This window comes from Thermosynechococcus sp. QS41 (assembly GCF_031583515.1).
Classification (GTDB): Bacteria; Cyanobacteriota; Cyanobacteriia; order Thermosynechococcales; family Thermosynechococcaceae; genus Thermosynechococcus.
In genome coordinates this window covers 1,026,503-1,044,064 of the sequence record NZ_CP134181.1, presented here as the reverse complement: position 1 = coordinate 1,044,064, position 17,562 = coordinate 1,026,503, and the positions used below count along the sequence as shown (strand labels likewise).

General features: G+C 54.6%; 18 protein-coding genes and 2 pseudogenes. 10 read left to right on the top strand and 10 right to left on the bottom strand.

Annotated elements, in window-relative coordinates:
* The first annotated feature begins 66 nt into the window (after window positions 1-66).
* From RHJ80_RS04915 to RHJ80_RS04900, 4 genes are read left to right on the top strand one after another with little or no spacing between them, the layout of a single operon-like run.
* Complete coding sequence (locus RHJ80_RS04915) at window positions 67-1,164, top strand: type IV pilus twitching motility protein PilT (RefSeq protein ID WP_149817851.1); 1,098 nt, start codon at window positions 67-69, stop codon at window positions 1,162-1,164.
* Window positions 1,165-1,200: 36 nt separating this feature from the next.
* Window positions 1,201-2,421: a type II secretion system F family protein gene (locus RHJ80_RS04910; RefSeq protein WP_310801583.1), complete on the top strand. Its 1,221-nt coding sequence runs from the start codon at window positions 1,201-1,203 to the stop codon at window positions 2,419-2,421.
* Between the two features lie 8 nt (window positions 2,422-2,429).
* Window positions 2,430-2,903 (top strand): J domain-containing protein, encoded by a 474-nt coding sequence (locus tag RHJ80_RS04905; RefSeq protein ID WP_310801582.1) that lies wholly within the window; start codon window positions 2,430-2,432, stop codon window positions 2,901-2,903.
* Window positions 2,900-3,172 carry a DUF3143 domain-containing protein gene (locus RHJ80_RS04900; RefSeq protein WP_149817855.1) on the top strand — a complete coding sequence of 91 codons (273 nt, stop codon included), beginning with the start codon at window positions 2,900-2,902 and terminating at the stop codon, window positions 3,170-3,172. The genes RHJ80_RS04905 and RHJ80_RS04900 overlap by 4 nt, the downstream gene beginning before the upstream one ends.
* On the opposite strand, the gene RHJ80_RS04895 is transcribed toward RHJ80_RS04900, so the two are convergent.
* Complete coding sequence (locus RHJ80_RS04895) at window positions 3,169-3,522, bottom strand: hypothetical protein (protein WP_206201314.1); 354 nt, start codon at window positions 3,520-3,522, stop codon at window positions 3,169-3,171. The genes RHJ80_RS04900 and RHJ80_RS04895 overlap by 4 nt on opposite strands.
* Window positions 3,523-4,071: 549 nt before the next feature.
* Here RHJ80_RS04895 and RHJ80_RS04890 point away from each other — a divergent pair.
* Window positions 4,072-4,754 (top strand): annotated as a pseudogene (locus RHJ80_RS04890) (IS630 transposase-related protein).
* Between the two features lie 247 nt (window positions 4,755-5,001).
* A pseudogene (locus tag RHJ80_RS13175) lies at window positions 5,002-5,172 on the top strand (hypothetical protein); the annotation flags it as partial.
* A 45-nt stretch (window positions 5,173-5,217) separates the two neighbouring features.
* Here the strand turns inward: RHJ80_RS13175 and mreD are convergent.
* From mreD to RHJ80_RS04865, 5 genes are all read right to left on the bottom strand, one after another.
* A complete protein-coding gene (mreD, locus tag RHJ80_RS04885; RefSeq protein WP_310801581.1) occupies window positions 5,218-5,745 on the bottom strand; it encodes a rod shape-determining protein MreD in 528 nt (175 codons plus the stop codon).
* Entirely contained in the window at window positions 5,711-6,475 is a 765-nt protein-coding gene (gene mreC / locus RHJ80_RS04880; protein WP_302676619.1) for a rod shape-determining protein MreC, read from the bottom strand. Before mreC ends, mreD begins: the two co-directional genes overlap by 35 nt.
* A gap of 12 nt (window positions 6,476-6,487) precedes the next feature.
* Entirely contained in the window at window positions 6,488-7,528 is a 1,041-nt protein-coding gene (locus tag RHJ80_RS04875; protein WP_310801580.1) for a rod shape-determining protein, read from the bottom strand.
* Between the two features lie 188 nt (window positions 7,529-7,716).
* The gene (locus RHJ80_RS04870; protein WP_206201310.1) at window positions 7,717-8,076 is read right to left on the bottom strand and encodes a YtxH domain-containing protein; all 360 of its coding nucleotides are present in this window, start codon (window positions 8,074-8,076) and stop codon (window positions 7,717-7,719) included.
* A complete protein-coding gene (locus RHJ80_RS04865) occupies window positions 8,073-8,387 on the bottom strand; it encodes a hypothetical protein (RefSeq protein WP_302676622.1) in 315 nt (104 codons plus the stop codon). The genes RHJ80_RS04870 and RHJ80_RS04865 overlap by 4 nt, the downstream gene beginning before the upstream one ends.
* Before the next feature lie 232 nt (window positions 8,388-8,619).
* Here RHJ80_RS04865 and RHJ80_RS04860 point away from each other — a divergent pair, with 232 nt between their 5' ends.
* The 4 genes from RHJ80_RS04860 to RHJ80_RS04845 are packed head-to-tail and all read left to right on the top strand — an operon-like array spanning window position 8,620 to window position 12,366.
* Window positions 8,620-10,728, top strand: coding sequence for a transglycosylase SLT domain-containing protein (locus tag RHJ80_RS04860; protein WP_310744170.1), 2,109 nt, complete (start codon window positions 8,620-8,622; stop codon window positions 10,726-10,728).
* A 41-nt stretch (window positions 10,729-10,769) separates the two neighbouring features.
* Complete coding sequence (locus RHJ80_RS04855) at window positions 10,770-11,492, top strand: M15 family metallopeptidase (protein WP_302678998.1); 723 nt, start codon at window positions 10,770-10,772, stop codon at window positions 11,490-11,492.
* Complete coding sequence (fabG, locus tag RHJ80_RS04850; RefSeq protein ID WP_206201306.1) at window positions 11,489-12,193, top strand: 3-oxoacyl-ACP reductase FabG; 705 nt, start codon at window positions 11,489-11,491, stop codon at window positions 12,191-12,193. Before RHJ80_RS04855 ends, fabG begins: the two co-directional genes overlap by 4 nt.
* Window positions 12,194-12,204: 11 nt before the next feature.
* Complete coding sequence (locus RHJ80_RS04845) at window positions 12,205-12,366, top strand: hypothetical protein (RefSeq protein WP_310801579.1); 162 nt, start codon at window positions 12,205-12,207, stop codon at window positions 12,364-12,366.
* Here the strand turns inward: RHJ80_RS04845 and RHJ80_RS04840 are convergent.
* From RHJ80_RS04840 to RHJ80_RS04825, 4 genes are read right to left on the bottom strand one after another with little or no spacing between them, the layout of a single operon-like run.
* Window positions 12,353-13,552, bottom strand: a complete 1,200-nt coding sequence (locus RHJ80_RS04840; protein ID WP_310801578.1) for an LL-diaminopimelate aminotransferase — start codon at window positions 13,550-13,552, stop codon at window positions 12,353-12,355. The genes RHJ80_RS04845 and RHJ80_RS04840 overlap by 14 nt on opposite strands.
* Window positions 13,549-14,934, bottom strand: a complete 1,386-nt coding sequence (gene ftsY / locus RHJ80_RS04835; RefSeq protein ID WP_206201304.1) for a signal recognition particle-docking protein FtsY — start codon at window positions 14,932-14,934, stop codon at window positions 13,549-13,551. The genes RHJ80_RS04840 and ftsY overlap by 4 nt, the downstream gene beginning before the upstream one ends.
* 28 nt (window positions 14,935-14,962) lie before the next feature.
* Window positions 14,963-15,823: a 3'(2'),5'-bisphosphate nucleotidase CysQ gene (locus tag RHJ80_RS04830; RefSeq protein WP_302678997.1), complete on the bottom strand. Its 861-nt coding sequence runs from the start codon at window positions 15,821-15,823 to the stop codon at window positions 14,963-14,965.
* A complete protein-coding gene (locus tag RHJ80_RS04825) occupies window positions 15,824-17,554 on the bottom strand; it encodes an ABC transporter ATP-binding protein (RefSeq protein ID WP_310744896.1) in 1,731 nt (576 codons plus the stop codon). It lies immediately after the preceding gene.
* Between the last annotated feature and the right edge of the window lie 8 nt (window positions 17,555-17,562).

The following is a 17,562-nucleotide window of genomic DNA, read 5'->3' as shown; positions in this document are numbered from 1 at the left end:
AAGATTATTAATGTCAGTGATGAACTTTCGTGTTGTTGACCAAACTGCTTAGACGAGGAACACCCTATGGAGCTAATGATTGAAGACCTAATGGAGCAAGTGGTGGCCAATGGTGGCTCCGATTTGCATATCTCCGCTGGCTTACCCCCCTACATTCGCATTAGCGGCAAATTAACCCCGACGGACTACGAACCCCTCACCCCAGAGCAATGCCAGCGCCTGATCTTCAGCATGCTCAACAATACCCAACGCAAGCACCTAGAGCAAAACTGGGAGTTGGACTGCTCCTATGGTGTACGTGGCCTCGCCCGGTTCCGCGTCAATGTATATAAAGACCGGGGGACCTATGCTGCTTGCTTGCGAGCACTCAGTTCCAAAATTCCCACGTTTGAGCAGTTGGGATTGCCCAACATTGTCCGCGAAATGAGTGAGCGGCCACGGGGCTTGATTCTGGTGACTGGGCCGACAGGATCAGGGAAAACCACAACCTTGGCGGCGATGATTGACTTGATCAACAAAACCCGCGCTGAGCATATCCTGACGATTGAAGACCCCATTGAGTTTGTCTATGAACCCATCAAGAGCCTGATCCACCAACGGCAGGTGGGGGAAGATACCAAGAGCTTTGCCAATGCTCTGCGGGCAGCGCTGCGGGAAGACCCCGATATCATCCTTGTGGGTGAGATGCGTGACTTGGAAACAATTCAGCTTGCCATCTCAGCAGCGGAAACAGGGCACTTGGTCTTTGGTACCTTGCACACCAGTTCAGCCGCCCAAACCGTTGACCGTATGGTGGATGTGTTCCCGCCAGAGCAGCAACAGCAAATTCGCGTCCAGTTGTCGAACTCGTTGGTGGCGGTCTTTAGCCAAACGCTGGTTCCTAAGAAAAATCCCAAGCCCGGTGAATTTGGGCGGATTATGGCGCAAGAAATTATGGTGGTGACCCCTGCTATCTCCAACCTGATTCGCGAAGGCAAAACCTCGCAGATTTATTCGGCAATTCAAACGGGCGGCAAGCTGGGGATGCAGACCCTTGAAAAAGTCTTGGCCGATTATTATCGTGCGGGCATCATCACCTATGAAGCAGCAATGGCCAAGTCCTCGCGTCAGGACGAGTTGCAACGTCTGATTGGTACGGGTACACCTGCGGCAGCAGCACGCTAGTTAGCAATTATTGATAAAAAGAAGGGGTATTGAGTCATGGCAACCTATGAAGTGCGGATACGGGATGCCCAAGGCAAATACAAGACCGTCCGCGAGGAAGCTTCGACACCACGGGAAGCACGCATGGCTTTGCAATTGCAAGGGGTACAGGTTCTAGAGGTCAAGGAGGCCAAAAAACTCACCCTCAAGTCCGACCTCGACCTCAGCTTCCTCTCCAAAATTACGGTGAAAGATCGAGCGATCTTTGCGCGGCAGTTTGCGGCACTGGTGAATGCAGGTGTGGCCTTGGTGCGCGGAATCGGTGTATTGGCGGATCAATGTACCAACCCGAAACTGAAAAAAATCCTCATGGCCGTCAACAATGATATTCAACAGGGGAGCAGCCTTGCTGATGCCATGCGTCCCCATCCTGAGGCCTTTGATAACCTGTTTGTAGCCATGATCCAAGCGGGGGAAACGGGGGGGGTGCTCGATGAGGTACTCAACCGTCTCTCGAAGTTGCTGGAGGATCAAGCCCGCCTCAATAACCAAATCAAGTCCGCTCTGACCTATCCCGTGGTGGTAGGCCTGCTGGCGGTGGGCATCTTCTTGGGGATGGTGATTTTCCTGATCCCTGTGTTTGAGGGTATTTTCAAACAGTTGGGGGGGGAATTGCCGCCCTTTACCGCCATGATGGTGGCGCTTAGTGAATTCCTGCGCACGCCGCAGTATATGGCATTGTTGATTATCTGTGTGGTGGGCTTGGTATTGGGGATTCGCTTTTATTACAAGACCCCGGCTGGCCGGCTGATGATTGATGGCTTGCTGTTGAAGCTACCCCTCTTTGGTGATTTGGTGGAAAAAACAGCGGTGGCACGGTTCTGCCGCACATTTGGTTCGCTGTCCCGTTCAGGGGTACCGATTTTGCGTTCCCTTGAAATTGTCAGTGCCACAGCGGGGAACCAAGTGATCTCCAATGCCATTGACCGAGCGGCACAGGAAGTGCAGAAGGGAGGAATGCTCAGCCTTGCCCTGCAACAGGAACGGGTCTTTCCAGTGCTGGCGACCCAGATGATTAACGTGGGCGAAGAGACAGGGGAACTGGATAAGATGCTGATGAAGGTGGCCGACTTCTATGAAGATGAAGTGGAACAGGCGGTGAAGTCCCTAACAAGTGTGATGGAACCCTTGATGATTGCGGTGCTAGGGGGTATGGTAGGGTCAATTCTGGTGGCGATGTACCTGCCCATGTTCAAGATCTTCGATCTGGTCAAGTAAGCCTTGCCATGGCACATCTGTCCCCGTCGCGAACCCACTACGACATTCTCGAGGTGGCACCCACGGCCTCGTTGGCGGAGATTCGCCGTGCCTATCGAGAAAAGAGTAAGCTCTACCATCCTGATACGACGACGTTGCCGGTGGCGATCGCCCGCGAGGAGTTTCATCGCCTCAATGAGGCCTACGCAGTGCTGACCAATCCAGAGCAGCGGCAGTGGTATGACTTGCAATTACGCCTGCGAGCACAGTCAAAACAGTCAAGCACGATGGGGATAGGTGCCTCTTCTCGCTCTCAGGGGTCTGTTCGCTCTACTGCTGTGCCACCCGACGATCGCCCCCTCTCGCCGGGGGAGCTATTTGCTCTGTTTATCTTGGGGGTCACGTTTGTCGGCTGTCTGGTTCTGGCGGTAATTGTCGGTTTGTCCCAACAGGGGCAAGAATGGATCTTGCAAATTGTCAGTCGCATCTCAGAACTTGGATGAACACTCTGCCTAATCCCCAAACCCCCCTCTACAACCATGCCCTGCCGCAAATTGAAGCATGGCTACAGCAAAAGGGCTGTGTGCGGGACGAAACGGATATCCACTGTTGGGAGTTAGAGTATCCCCAGTGGTCAGCTCGGATTTGCTTGGATATTGAGGAGCTACAGGTGGTCTATCACGATCGCCTTGAGGGCAGTGTGATTCAGCGCTCTTTTAAGTACTCCTGCCCCCGTGCCGAGGTGGAGGAAGCCATTTTTGCGGGGCCTTAAATGCCCACGGCCATCATAATCGGCATTGCAGGGGCTGCTTCTTGGGTGGCTTGATTCTTGATCCGCTTCAGGCCAAAAATCCAGAGGATTTGATCTTCGATGGCTGCTGCTTGCTCTTTTGCCCCTGCTTTCAACAGCAGTTGATGGGTCATCATCAGCTTCTCAATTTCAGCCACTTGGGTGCAGACTTCTTCCTCATCTAAATAAAGGCTCTCGAGCACCGCATTCAAGTCTGCTTCGGGATCAGCAACTAAGCAAGCCCCTTCCACCACCACGGATTTGAGCTGCCCTTGGTATTGCCGCAACAGACGGCGAATTGTGTAGGCAGTAACGGGCAATAATTTTGTCATGTTGTGTTCCCCCAATTACTTATGTCAGCATCTATTGATTTCCCGCTGTCCACTTCCACCCATGGGCAAATTTTGTGGGGGATCAACAGGGGATATAGCTGCTCGTTAAGGATTGATTTACTGTACGTTATTATTCTATGAACTTCGCAACTTGGGGATCATGCGTAATTCCACGTAAAAGCGCTTTTAGATGTGATTTAGATCACGGAAACCATGACGTTATCGGCACTTGGGAATATTGTAAATTTACGTTAAGAAATTATAAGTATTAAGAAATATAAATCTACCAAAATTCGCCGCAGTGCTCCGTCTATACCGCAAAACAGTTAGGTGGTGGTGAGGCGGCGGGCGACCGGAGGGAGCAGTCACTCAATCTCAGATTGTTGCTGGATATATTGAGCTAGTACTGAAAATCGGGTGCGACTAATATAGCCATTTCGAAAGGAGATGAGATATTTTCAAGAGGGATAGGCTATACTCAAAGCGTCATGAATGTTACTCAAGAATATGAGCTATAGCTTGGACTGACGAGAGCGGGTTGTCTCCTATATCAAGCAAGGTGGCAAAATCAGTGAAGCGACTCAAATTTTTCAGGTGAGCCGCGCCACTATCCATCGCTGGCTGAAGCGAGAGGACTTAGCCCCCACAGTTGTCCCCCGTCGTCCTTGGAAGCTGGATTGGGCGGCCTTAGCAGCCGATGTTGCTGCCCATCCCGATGACCGTTTAATCGACCGTGCCCAGCGATTTGGCGTTCAAGTTTCCACCATTAGTTATGCCCTCGCCCAGATGGGCATCACCCGAAAAAAAACAGATGCGTTACCAAGAACGGTGTGAAGAAGAGCGGCAAGCGTATCAACAGCAGCTCGACACATGGGTAGAGAGCCATGGGGAGGAAACGGTAGTCTATGAGACGGGGTTTGACTCTCGAGTAGAGTGTGAGTATGGGTGGTCAGCGCAAGGCCAACGAATTGATGGAGAGCGAGCGGGGAAGCGTCAGAAAAGAGAGAGTGTAGTCGCAGGACGGTATAGATACCAGAAAGACACCGATTCATCCAAAAGGGGTGATTCAGGCAGTGGCGAAAGCGGCGGGTCACGAGGTGTTATTTTTACCGAAATACTCTCCTGATTTGAATGTGATTGAGCACAACTTTAGTGCGTTGAAGCGAGCGCGGATGTATGCAGGGTCAAACAGTTCGATTGATGAGGTGATTCGCAAGTATTGTGCTGGATGATATCTCATTCCTTATTGGAGTAGCTATACAACTTCAGTTGAATTTCATCAAAACCACCATTCAGTGACCTTCATAAACGCTCAGAACGCCGACTGTCCGAGTGGGGATACTGCAACAGACGAATGCCAGAGCAGCAGAAAGCGTGAAGCCAACGGTAGAAGCACTCGGAGACTGGGGATTTTGCTGATTCCACGCGGCGGGCAGCCGTTTACGAGCAGAGTTAGAGACCCTATTAGGTGAGGGATTTGCAGGGGTACTCGTCTTGGATGACTTCAGCGTGTACAACGGTGATGAGGTGAAAGGGCAACAGAAATGTCTGGCGCATCTGAGGCGAACTTCAAAAAGGTGGGCAAGCTCAAACAGGGGCATCGAATGGGCATTCGGCTTTATGGGTGAAGTGCAAGCAGCGATTGAGTAGTGGCTGCCGCAAGTTGGGCATGAGGCGGGTTTATTGTTGCGCTCTCTACTCCTGCTGTCGCAACCACGTCCACCAGCGATTCAGGGGGGCATAGAGCAAGGGTGCCCAAAGACTACTCATAATGGCTGAACTAAGCGCGACTTGCCGATGGTGCTGCCAAATCTCCTCGAGGGGAAAGCCACTGCCAAGGCTCATTTGCATTGCCATGACCGTTTGCTGAAGAATGGCCATTGCAAAGGTAATCAAAGCAACCGAAATAAAATCCTCAGAAACAAAGCGCTGCTTTTGCATCAGGGCGGTCAGCCCTCCCACCAAAGCTAAGCTGACTGCGTGGCTAGGATGAGCACTGACCAAGCCATCTTGAATCCAGCCAAGGGCAATACCCGCCAGTACCCCTTGCCACCACGATCGCTTGACACTCCACACCACCACCCAGATTAAAAACCAGTCGGGCACCAATAGATGCAGGTTGGGTAAGTGAATAAAGCTCAGCAGGGCACAAAGTCCCACAGAGCCAATGGTAATCAGCGCGTTGAGGCTAGTTCGGTGTAAACGTGTCTGTCGGTTCAGCATAGGGAATGACGGTGACCCACTCAAGGCGATCAATCGGTGCGCCCAGAATAACGGTGGCATGGGGACGGGTGGGATCGCTCAGTTCCACCGATTGCACCTCACCAATGGGAATGCCTGCCGGATAGAGACTACTCAAGGCTGAGGTATAGAGGACATCCTTGGGCTGTACCTTCGGGTCTTTCTCTAAAAACTCGACAATCACCTGCTGGTTGAGTTGTCCCCGCAGAATCCCCATCTGCCGCGTCCGACCCACCACAACCCCCACTCGACTGGCGGGATCCGTGAGCAACATCACCCGACTGGTATTGGGAGTAATGCTGGTAATGCGCCCCACAAGGCCCCCGTTGCCCACCACGACTGAACCAATGGTGAGACCCTGACGACTGCCTTCCCCCAAGAGGAGCGATCGCCACCACTGATCGGAACTGCGACCAATCACCGGCACAACGCGGCCATTGAAATTGGCCAGCATCGGTGCATTCAGCATTTGCCGCAACCGCTGGTTTTCCGCTTGAACCGCTGCCAGTTGCTGCTCCAGTTGCCACGTACGGGCTTGAATCAAGGCTTGCTGATCGTCCACTGTGCCTTGAAAGGGCAAACTAAGAAGGCGGTACAGTTCACGAATCGCTGCCCCATTGGTCTCGCGCAAAATCCAAGCACTTGTGAGTACCAAAGCAACAAGGACTAAGCCACCTGCATATCGTCCCCACCAGCGCAGCAGAAAAGCCATAGCTGCTGATCCTTAACCAATCACTGCCGATTGTGTGGAAAAGACACGAGCGAGGTCTTTGAAGTTTTCCAGTACCCGACCGGTACCCATGACCACACACCGCAGGGGATCCGCTGCTACGTGAACAACTATGCCCGTTTCATGGCTAATCAGGGTATCGAGACCCCGTAGCAGAGCACCACCGCCAGCCAGCATAATCCCGCGATCGACAATGTCTGCGGCTAGTTCTGGGGGCGTCCGCTCAAGGGTGCGTTTAATGGCTTCAATAATCGCCGAGAGGGGTTCAGCCATGCTTTCGCGAATTTCTTCTGCTTTGACCGTAACTGTGCGTGGTAGGCCAGAGAGTTGGTGCAGCCCCCGCACTTCCATGGATTCGGAGTCATAGCTGTCATTGGGGTAGGCAGAGCCAATGCGAATCTTGATCTCCTCAGCCGTGCGTTCACCAATGATCAGGTTGTGTACTTTTTTCAAATACTGGACGATCGCCTCAGAAATTTCATCCCCAGCAACGCGGACGGATTCACTCAAAACGGTGCCCTGCAAACTGAGAACCGCCACTTCGGTCGTGCCACCACCAATGTCCACAATCATGTTGCCCGTCGGTTCTTCCACGGGTAAACCCGCACCAAAGGCGGCGGCGACGGGTTCATCAATCAAATGCACTTCCCGTGCCCCAGCACCCCGCGCAGCATCCTCAATGGCACGGCGTTCGACACCGGTAACGCCGCTGGGAATACCAATCACCACACGGGGGGCAAACAAATTCTTACCGCCGTGCACTTGGCGCATAAAGTGCTTCAGCATGAGTTCGGCACGCTCAAAATCGGCAATGACGCCATCCCGCAGGGGACGTACGGCCACCACATTGCCCGGTGTCCGTCCCAGCATTCGCTTTGCTTCAACGCCAACGGCAAGGGGTTGTTTGGTATTTTGATCAATGGCAACAACGGACGGTTCCTCTAAAACCACCCCCCGCCCAGACACATAAACCAAGGTGTTGGCTGTGCCCAAGTCAATGCCGATGTCTCGTGATAGGCGACTAAATACTCCCACGATGGTGTACCCCTTCTTTGAATCCTGTTGGTTGTAACAGTGCTGTTACCAAAAAACGTGATGGCAAGATTGTATTACGTTTTGTTTGGAAAATCTCGGTGGGTTCTCCCTCGGTCGAGATTGTTTGATAAAGGGATAACTCCTCATTATCTTGGCTCATGATTTCTTGACTCATGACCCACCGCAGGCTATTGATTGACAGCATCCTCTTCATCAGGGTCACTCAAGGCCATGCCATTGGCTTCGCGCCGCAGGGTTTGCCGCTGCTGCTGCGTGACTTCGATACCGACGGCGATCGCTTCCTTGAGCCGTTCTAAGGTGGCTTGCCAGCGTTCTTGGGTGGTTTCTGAGAGGCGATCGCGATGTTGCTCAAAACTCGCAGTAATGTCTTCGAGCAGTTCGGGCAGGGCATCAGCGGATTTGCGCAGGAGTTGTCGGGTTTCCTTGCCAGAGCGGGGAGCCATCAACAGCCCCACGACTGTCCCGATCGCGCTCCCTAGGAGCAGTCCCCCCCAAAAAGCACCACCGCCACCCTGTTGCTGACTCATCGCTTTCTCCTTTGCAGGCGGATACCATGTCGCCCTATCCAGCTTATCAAGGTTAAAAACAGACGAACATTGCGCTGTTGCCGCCGCCATTTGGGCAATTGCGATCGCAAGCCCGACACCCCCCGCTGGCCAATGATAATCACCTCAGGGGCACCGCCTAAGACCCCGTGGGTACTCCGCTCCGCATCTAGTAGCGCACGGGACACCCCCCGCAGAATCTGGCGCAGCTTGACCAACTGCCATGCCAACCACAGGGCAATTAGCGCAATCAGGCAATTGCAGCCAATCACAATCCAGACCATTCGTGGCATAGGGGGCATCGAAGTTTACGATTGTTGGTTTATCTTTTCATAGATTGCCATAGTGGAGGGCGATGTGCGGGTGAGGTCGTTAATTCGATTTCCTTCAGCGCGATCGCCCCTCGCTAGCACCCAGTTGCCACTGCTGCATCCAAGACCGCCACATACTTAATAAGAATAGGGTTGTACTCCCTAGTTTACTGTGGAGATTGGAGAGCGGGGTTGCTGGCTGGAATTGCAAATTATGGTTAAATCACTCCCAAAACGAAAGCAGCGGCGAGGCATACGGCCTTGGCTGGTGTCGCTGTTGTTGGCGGCACTGATGGTTGGCGGTGGGCTGTTCAGTTGGTACCATTGGCGATCGCCTTCGCCCCTTTACACGCTGACTGTTGAAGCGCCGCCCCAAAGTCCGCAAGAGTTAAAGCAATGGGCAGAGTCTGCGGATCCCCTCAAGCGCGATCGCGCCCGCTATCTTCTGGCCGTAGAAAGCCTGAGTCAACAGCAACCCCAAGCTGCACTTCAGTGGCTCCAAGATCTTGAGCAGACTTACCGTCCCATGGCCGCACCCATTCTCCTGCTGCGAGCGGAGGCCTATCGGCAACGGGGAGATAACCGCAAGGCGAAGGAAACGTGGGAACAGTTGCTACGGGAGTATGGCAGTGAACCTGAAGCGGCAGTGGCACTCCTGAGCCTCAATCAACCGCAAAAGGCGATCGAACGCTTTCCACAGCATCCTGCCGTCGTCAACTATGTGGCGCAACAGTTAGAGAAAAATCCCGATCAAGTGCCCTACCTGAAGCTGGTGGCACGCCACGGCCTCTTTCTTAAGGCATACGGCACCTACCTTGAAATTTTGCGGCAGCGCTACGCCGATCAACTGACGCCCGCCGATTGGGAAGCGATCGCCTTTGGCTATTGGGAGAAAATGCAGTATGCTCGGGCAGCAGCGGCCTATGCCAAGGCACCACCAACCCCTTTGAATCTCTATCGGGTGGGCCGGGGACGCCAACTGAGTGAGGACACCTCTGGGGCGATCGCCGCCTATCAAGCCCTGATCAACCGCTTTCCCCAAAGTTCCGAAGCAGCCCTTGCCCAACTGCGCCTTGCCCGTTTAGTCAAAACACCGGCGGAGCGTCTCCCTTTGCTGGCCAAGTGTCTTCAGTTAGCGAGGCAAAATCAAGCACCCGCGATCGCTGCCGATGCCCTTCTGGCACAGTACCAAGCTCATCAGGAACTAGGCAACACCAAGGGGGCACAACAAAGCCAACAACAACTCTTCAAGACCTATCCCCAAAGCAGCGCCGCAGCGGAACTGCGCTGGCAACTGGCCCAAGGGGCTGCCCAAAAACGGCAGTGGTCTCAGGCACAACAGTGGGTTAGCGAAATTCTCAGATTGAACCCTGAGAGTGAGCTGGCACCGCGAGCCGCCTTTTGGCAAGGAAAATGGCAAGGGGAAGCAGGACAACCCCAAGGGCAGCGCCAAACCTGGCAATGGCTTACGGAGCGCTATCCCCACACCTACTATGCTTGGCGAGCCGCCAGTCTGCTCAAGAAACCCGTGGGCACCTTTACAACCCTGCGACAACAGCGACCCTCAGTGGCGAGCGATCGCAAGCCCCTCCTTCCCTTGGCCACGGGGAGTGCCACCCTACGCGAACTGTACCTGCTGCGGCAATTTCAGGAGGCTTGGCAGCGCTGGCAGTGGGAATTCCACAATCGGGTGACACCGACAGCGGCAGAACAACTCACTGATGGCCTGATTCGCCTTGGCGTTGGGGAATACCTCGATGGCATCTTTATGCTGCAAAACTTGTTTACGCGCTCAGCCAGTGAACCGGAGGTGGCAACGTTCTTTGCGCCCATTCGCCGCGATGTCCGCTTCTGGTATGCCCTTTACCCCCTGCCCTACTGGGAATTAGTGGAAAAGTGGTCCCTAGCTCGCAACTTAAATCCTCTATTGGTGATGGCCTTGATTCGCCAAGAATCTCGCTTTGAAAAGCAGATCCGCTCAGTGGTGGGGGCAACGGGGTTGATGCAGTTGATGCCAGAGACGGCTGCTTGGATTGCCGAAAAGTTGAACCTAGAGAGCTATTCCCTTGTGGATCCAGAGGACAATATCCGCTTGGGCACATGGTACGTTGACTACACCCACAATCAGTACAATCAAAACACGCTCTTAGCCTTGGCCAGTTACAATGCCGGGCCGGGAAATGTCAATCAGTGGTTGCAGCGTTTTGATATGACCGATAGCGATCGCTTTGTGGAATCGATTCCCTTTCCTGAGACCTATGGCTATGTCAAGAGTGTCTTGGAGAACTACTGGAACTACTGGCAACTGTATGCCCAGCCCTAGGAAAAATCGTCTATTCTCATAAAAAGGCAGGGGACTGCGTCATGGATCAAGATATTCCTGTTGCGGAGCGGCTACAACCAATCACTCAGGGCAAAGTAGAACCTCGGCGAGGGGGGTGGGCGATCGCCAGCACCCTTGTCCTTGTGGGCCTAATGGGCGTGGGAGCTGTGTGGTTCCTCAATCGTCCCACGGAATCGCCAACGGCTACGGAAACGGAGCCAACGCTAACGCCAACAGAAAATCTGCTGGGACATCTGCCCTATGAAGAGGCGCCCCTCTCAGAACTTGAACCGGTGAGTGCCGATGGCCAAATTAAATTACGGCGAGCCGCAGCAGAACGGTTCCGGGCGATGGTCGCCGCTGCGCAGCAGGAGGGGGTGGTGTTGATGCCCCTCTCTGGATTTCGCTCCAAACAGGATCAGGACTATCTTTTTTTTGAGGTCAAGGAGCAACGGGCACAACGGGCAAGTGAGCGGGCATTGGTGAGTGCGCCCCCCGGCTATAGCGAACACCATACGGGCTATGCCATTGATATTGGCGATGGCGCCCGGCCAGACACCCATCTCAAGGAGACTTTTGAGGACACCCCCGCCTTTCGCTGGCTGGAAAAAAATGCAGCGCGTTTTAGTTTTGAACTGTCCTTTCCCCGTCATAACCCGCAGGGGGTGAGTTATGAGCCTTGGCACTGGCGATTCGTTGGCGATCGCCACAGTTTGCAAACCTTCTACAGAGCACGACAACTCACACCGAGGGATCAGCCATGAGGGGATTTGCCCATCGCGCGGTTTTAGTGACAGGCGGCACAGGCGGACTCGGTCAAGGGGTAGTGCCGGTTCTCCTCAGTCAAGGCTATACGCTGACGGTGCCCTACATTGATGCGGCTGCCCGAGACGCCCTCGAAAAGCAATTGGCGGCAGCGGAGTTGGCCAACGTGCGGTTTGTGGCAGCGGATTTGAACAATGAAAGTGAAGTGGCCGCTCTCGTGGAGCGCATGCCGCAATTGGATGCCGTGGTTCACCTTGTCGGTGGCTTTAGCATGGGCGCAACGGCACAATTTGCCCTCAGTGATTGGCAGCAGAGTTTTCGCCTCAATGTCGAGACCACCTTCTTGGTTTGTAAGCACGCCCTCAAACGTATGCAGACTCAGCAATATGGGCGCATTGTCACCATTGGCTCACGGGGTGCAGTTGAACCAGCGGCTGAACTGGCTGCCTATTGTGCTGCTAAAGCCGCAGTCGTGGCCTTCACGCGGGCGATCGCTGCCGAAACCAAAGGCAAAAACATTACCGCCAATGTCATCCTTCCCAGCATTATCGATACCCCTGCCAATCGGGCAGCGATGGGCGAAGCGCAAGCGGTCAATTGGGTGAGTCCTCGGGCGATCGGTGACCTGATTGCCTATCTCATTTCCGAGGGAGCGGCTGCGATCAGTGGTGCCGTGATTCCCATCTATGGCAATGCCTAGAGCGAGTTGCCATGTTCTTTATCATTTTGCTCATTCTTCTTTGTATGGTTACCCATCTCTTTACGGAGGTGCTAGTTTTAACTCCCCTAGAGGTGTTGCGCTCCATTCATATTCCTGCAATTTTCCTTTGGGGCGGCCTGATCCTACTCTTGGCATGGATCATGGGTGATTAGCGCCCGACACCTGAACGACCGTTTGGCTAAATTCGGCAATTTGGGCAGCCGTCACTTCTAAACAGGGGCGATCGCGCACGAGGGCAAAGCGCACATACCCCTCTCCCCCTTGACCAAAGCCAGAGCCTGGAGCGGCGGCAATCCCTGTTGCCTTAACAAGGGCTTGGCAAAATCCCAGGGAATCCCGCTGCCAAGGGTCAGGGAGTTTTGCCCACACGTACATTGTCGCTGGCGGGAGGGGCACCGGCCAGCCATGGTCGCAAAGCGCTTGGACAAAGGTATCACGCCGCTGGCGAAAGATCTGCCGCGTTTGCTGGACACAGGTTTGATCTCCCGTGAGGGCGGCAATCGCACCCCGCAGGATGCCAGCGTATTGGTTAAAATCAATCACCGATTTAATTTGGCGCAGGGCAGCAATAATGTCGGCACGGCCAATGGCAAAGCCAATGCGAAACCCACCCATGTTGTAGGACTTAGACAGGCTATAGAATTCAATGCCCACTTGGCGATCGCGATCCACTTCAAAGATCGAGGGTGCCCGCTCCGCATCAAAGACGAGATCAATGTAGGGAAAATCATGCACCAGTAAAATCCCGTGGCGATCGCAAAACTCAACTGCTGTCTTGAAAAAGTCCAAGGGCGCAACCGCCGTGGTGGGATTGTGGGGATAGCTGAGAATGAGAAGTTTGGCCTGCTCTCGCACCGGCAACGGAATGGCCTCTAAATCCGGCAAAAAGTGATTTTCTGCCCGCAAGCGCAAGGGATACAGTTGTCCCCCCGCAAGATACACCCCCCCCGCATGGGAGGGATACCCCGGATCAAGCACTAGCGCATACTCTTGGGGATTCATCACTGCAAGGGGCAAGTGCGCCGTCCCCTCCTGTGAACCAATCAGCGTCAGCACTTCCCGCTCGGGATCTACCCTGAGGCCAAAGCGGCGTTCAAACCAAGTGGCCACTGCCTGTCGAAAGGCCGCTGTACTGGCAAAGAGTTGATAGCCGTAGGTACTGGCATCACGCACCGAGGCTTCAATGGCTGCAAGAATATGATCCGCTACCGGTAGATCTGCAGACCCCAAGGAGAGATCAACAATTGGCTGTCCCGTGGCCGCCACCGCCGCCTTAGCCCGATCCATGGCGTCAAAGACATTGCCTTGGAAATACCGCAGGCGATCGGCCAGCTTCATGCTGCCACCTCCACCTCACTGGAGAGCAAGGCCTCGACAAATTCAAAACTGGAAAAGGGGCGCAGATCCTTAATGCCCTCGCCCGCACCAATGAAGCGAATCGGTAGTCCCAATTCCTGCACTACCGCCAAGGCCACTCCCCCTTTGGCCGTCCCGTCCAGCTTGGTTAAGATCACCCCAGTGAGTTGCGCTGCTTCTGCAAACACCTGTGCTTGGCGCAAGCCATTTTGGCCGAGGGTGGCATCGAGAACCAGTAGCGATTCAATTTGAGCATCACCCGCTTTTTTATCAATGATGCGACGGATTTTCTTGAGTTCCTCCATCAGGTTGGCCTTGTTTTGCAAGCGGCCAGCGGTATCCACTAGCAGCAATTCTGTGCCTCGGGCTTGGGCAGCGCCAATGGCATCAAAGACCACAGCAGCAGGATCGGTATTTTTGCCGGGGTTGGCAATCACCTCGACATCGGAGCGCTGTCCCCAAATTTTCACCTGCTCCGTGGCGGCTGCCCGAAAGGTATCTGCCGCTGCAATCAGACAGCGATAGCCTGACTGGGTGGCAATGTGGGCCAGTTTACCAATGGTGGTGGTTTTGCCAACGCCGTTGACACCGGCAATCAACCAGATATTCAGCGTGCCTTTTTTCGGAGCAAAGTCGCGGCGGTAGCCGGCTTCAAAGGGGCGATCGAGAATGTCCCGCAGAATTTCCTTCAGGTAGGCGATCGCCTGATCGGCAGGGAGTGTTTCTTGGCGAATTTTTGTTTGCAGCGCCGCAATAATCTGATCCGTGGCCTTGACCCCCACATCCGACTGCAACAGCAGCATCTCAATTTCTTCGACGGCATCCCGACTTAAGGGGCCTTGGCCGACGATCGCCCGCAGTTGATGTACTAGGCCACGACGGGTTTTGCCCAGACCTTGGCGCAGACGTTGCAACCAAGTAATTTCCTCAATATCCACCTCCTCTGGGCGCCGGCCTTGGGCGGCAAGCACCTCCGCCGACCACAAAAAGCCCTCATCAAGGACAAGGGAGGAGTCTGGTTCTACCGACTCAGCTTCCACAACGGGCTGGACAGGGGCAGGTTCAGCAACAGCGGTCTCTTCAGACTCGATAGAGACGGGAACGGGGGCATCATCGGCAGGCGGTGTTTCTTGAGTTTCTTCAGCGGTTTCAATGGTTTCAATCGTCGCGGCACTCTCCGATTGCTGTCGCGCTTGAATCGACTGGAGTGCCGTTTTTGCCCAGTTGAGGATGCCGGGGGAAGCAGTGGATTCAGTTGTAGATTGCGGGGATTCTGCGGATGGCGCTGCCGTTGGGGTTTCTGCAGGGGGCGATGGCTCCTCACCACTGCCACCAAACTTGCGTCGAAACCAATTAAAAACCATGGCCTATCCTCTGTGCGACTGAACTTGCCTATTTCCCAGAATAGCCTTGATTTTCGTGTAAAAAGGCTTGCAGGCGATCGCCCACCGTGCGACTCAAAGCTGGATGACACACCACTAGGGGCGGCCAATGCTGCACATCGGCGCGATTGTAGCGGGGCAACTCACCATTGGCATAGGTAAAGGCTCCCCCCGCCTCCTGCATGATCAAATCCGGTGCCGCTAAATCCCAGTCCTTCGGGGCACTGCGCCCTGTGAGGTTGACGTACAGATCTGCATCCCCTTGGCAAATACTCGCCGTTTTACAGCCCATACTCCCCATCGGAATTTGCTGTACGCATCCTAGGGTTCTTAAAAAGGCCTGTAGGCGCTCTCCGCCGTGGCTCCGACTCATCACCACCCGCAACGACTGCCCCTCAGTGGGGGGTTGTACCCGCAGTCGCGTCGCACCTTGGCGCGTCTCTCGATAGGCACCTGCACCGGCAATGGCAGTGTAGATCACCTCCTGCTCTGGCCAGACGACAGCGGCTAAACAAGGGCGATGTTCATGGACAAGGGCAACGTGAATCGCATACTCCCCCGTTTGCTGCAAAAAGTCGTAGGTGCCATCGAGGGGGTCAATGATCCACTGGTAGGGCTGGGGCAAGGGCTGCCCTGGGGTGTAGGTCTCTTCGGTTAAATAACCAAACTGCGTCGGCGGAAAATGAGCTTGGAGGGCGTGGCGCAAAAAGCAATCAACCGTTTCATCGGCAAGGGTGACAGGATCACCGCCTTTGTCCTGCACCGCTAGATCCTGCACCTGACGGTAAAACTGGCGCAGTTGCTCAAGGGCTTGCCAAAGAAGCGGGCGCAGGGTGGCAAGGGTATTCTCAAGATCAAGGGCGGGGGACATCTAGGCTGCCTCAAGGGAAAGACCACGGGGAATCGCGGCAATTAGCGTGCGAGTATAGTCGTGCTGTGGCTGTTGGTAAACGGTTTCCGCGTCACCCATTTCCACAATTTCGCCATTGTACATAACCATGAGGCGATCGCTCATGAATTTCACCACACTGAGATCGTGGGAAATGAAGAGGTAGGTCAGTTGAAACTCCCGCTGGAGTTCTTTGAGCAAATTCAGGACTTGCGCCTGCACCGACACATCCAAGGCCGACACTGACTCATCACAAACGACAAACTCAGGATTCAAGGCCAAGGCACGGGCAATACAAATTCGCTGCCGCTGCCCCCCGGAAAATTCATGGGGATAGCGATTCTGGGCTTGGGGGTCAATGCCCACCCGTTCAAGGAGATAGGCCACCCGCTCTTGGTGTTGCCGTTGCGACTGATGACGGCGGTGAATCCGCAGGGGTTCTGCCACCAACTCGCCAATGGTCATGCGGGGATCTAGGGAACTATAGGGGTCTTGGAAAATGAGTTGCATCCGTTGCCGCAGGGGACGCAATTGGCGAGGCGATAAATGGCTGATGTCGCGATCGCCAAAGATAATTTTTCCCTGTGCGGGTTCTAGGAGGCGCAAGAGGGTCCGTCCCAGTGTTGTTTTGCCACAGCCCGATTCCCCCACCAAGCCAAGGGTCTCCCCGGCGCGAATCGTAAACGAGACATCCCTGACGGCAGTGACAAAGCGCTGCTTGCCCGCCACGGGATACTTGACCCAGAGATGTTCAACCCGCACCAAGGGGGGTTGGCTCGCCAAATGCGCCAAGCGTTCCTGCTGCTGCGCTGCGGAAATCACTTCTAATCGCGGGGGCGTGGCCGCTAGAAAATCCGCCACTGTTGGCAGAATCGCCAGACGCTGATCCAAGCGGGGACGACAAGCCAGTAGCCCCTTGGTATACGGATGTTGGGGGTGACGAAAGACCTGCTGAACTGTCCCCGATTCAACAATTTGCCCTTGGTACATGACAACGACCTGATCCGCCAATTCCGCAATCAGATTTAAATCATGGCTGACAAAAATCAATGAGAGAGGGTACTGCTGCTGCAACTCCCGCAACAGCCGTAGGATCGCCGCTTGGACAGTGACATCGAGGGCAGTGGTGGGTTCATCGGCAATTAAAAGCGCTGGCGAAGCGGCCATGGCCATGGCAATCATGACCCGCTGAATCTGTCCCCCAGAGAGTTGGTGCGGATAGCGACGGAGAAACCGCTTTTTCTCCTCCAGGGGGGCTGCCGCTTTGAGAAGATGCACCTGCTCAAGGAGAGCGATCGCCCGCTGTTGACATTGCCCTTGGGGCAGTCGTTGCTGCGGATCAATGGCCTCTGCCAGTTGAAAGCCAATGGAATAGACCGGATTGAGAGAACTCATCGGTTCTTGGAAGACCATACTGATTTGGCGACCCCGAATCTGTTGCATTTGGCGGGGGGTGCAGCGCAGCAAGTCAATGGCCTCCCCCTCTGGCTCTGGCTGAAACCACGCTTCGCCGTGGCTGATCTGTCCCGGCGGCAGGAGTAACTGCAAAAGTGCCAAACAGGTCACCGACTTCCCTGACCCCGACTCACCGACAATGCCAAGGGTCTGACCCCGCTCCAAGCGAAAGGAAATGCCATCCACTGCCCGTAGGGTTTGATCGGCTTGGCGAAAGTCAACGGTAAGTGCTTCCACACGCAAAAGGGGTGATGACATCACAGGGC

What these genes read in the sequence shown, in the direction of transcription:
- RHJ80_RS04915 (WP_149817851.1), top strand. Translation starts at nt 67, where the DNA reads ATGGAGCTAATGATTGAAGACCTAATGGAGCAAGTGGTGGCCAATGGT.
- RHJ80_RS04910 (WP_310801583.1), top strand. Translation starts at nt 1,201, where the DNA reads ATGGCAACCTATGAAGTGCGGATACGGGATGCCCAAGGCAAATACAAG.
- RHJ80_RS04905 (WP_310801582.1), top strand. Translation starts at nt 2,430, where the DNA reads ATGGCACATCTGTCCCCGTCGCGAACCCACTACGACATTCTCGAGGTG.
- RHJ80_RS04900 (WP_149817855.1), top strand. Translation starts at nt 2,900, where the DNA reads ATGAACACTCTGCCTAATCCCCAAACCCCCCTCTACAACCATGCCCTG.
- RHJ80_RS04895 (WP_206201314.1), bottom strand. Translation starts at nt 3,522, where the DNA reads ATGACAAAATTATTGCCCGTTACTGCCTACACAATTCGCCGTCTGTTG.
- mreD (WP_310801581.1), bottom strand. Translation starts at nt 5,745, where the DNA reads ATGCTGAACCGACAGACACGTTTACACCGAACTAGCCTCAACGCGCTG.
- mreC (WP_302676619.1), bottom strand. Translation starts at nt 6,475, where the DNA reads ATGGCTTTTCTGCTGCGCTGGTGGGGACGATATGCAGGTGGCTTAGTC.
- RHJ80_RS04870 (WP_206201310.1), bottom strand. Translation starts at nt 8,076, where the DNA reads ATGAGTCAGCAACAGGGTGGCGGTGGTGCTTTTTGGGGGGGACTGCTC.
- RHJ80_RS04865 (WP_302676622.1), bottom strand. Translation starts at nt 8,387, where the DNA reads ATGCCACGAATGGTCTGGATTGTGATTGGCTGCAATTGCCTGATTGCG.
- RHJ80_RS04860 (WP_310744170.1), top strand. Translation starts at nt 8,620, where the DNA reads ATGGTTAAATCACTCCCAAAACGAAAGCAGCGGCGAGGCATACGGCCT.
- RHJ80_RS04855 (WP_302678998.1), top strand. Translation starts at nt 10,770, where the DNA reads ATGGATCAAGATATTCCTGTTGCGGAGCGGCTACAACCAATCACTCAG.
- fabG (WP_206201306.1), top strand. Translation starts at nt 11,489, where the DNA reads ATGAGGGGATTTGCCCATCGCGCGGTTTTAGTGACAGGCGGCACAGGC.
- RHJ80_RS04845 (WP_310801579.1), top strand. Translation starts at nt 12,205, where the DNA reads ATGTTCTTTATCATTTTGCTCATTCTTCTTTGTATGGTTACCCATCTC.
- RHJ80_RS04840 (WP_310801578.1), bottom strand. Translation starts at nt 13,552, where the DNA reads ATGAAGCTGGCCGATCGCCTGCGGTATTTCCAAGGCAATGTCTTTGAC.
- ftsY (WP_206201304.1), bottom strand. Translation starts at nt 14,934, where the DNA reads ATGGTTTTTAATTGGTTTCGACGCAAGTTTGGTGGCAGTGGTGAGGAG.
- RHJ80_RS04830 (WP_302678997.1), bottom strand. Translation starts at nt 15,823, where the DNA reads ATGTCCCCCGCCCTTGATCTTGAGAATACCCTTGCCACCCTGCGCCCG.
- RHJ80_RS04825 (WP_310744896.1), bottom strand. Translation starts at nt 17,554, where the DNA reads ATGTCATCACCCCTTTTGCGTGTGGAAGCACTTACCGTTGACTTTCGC.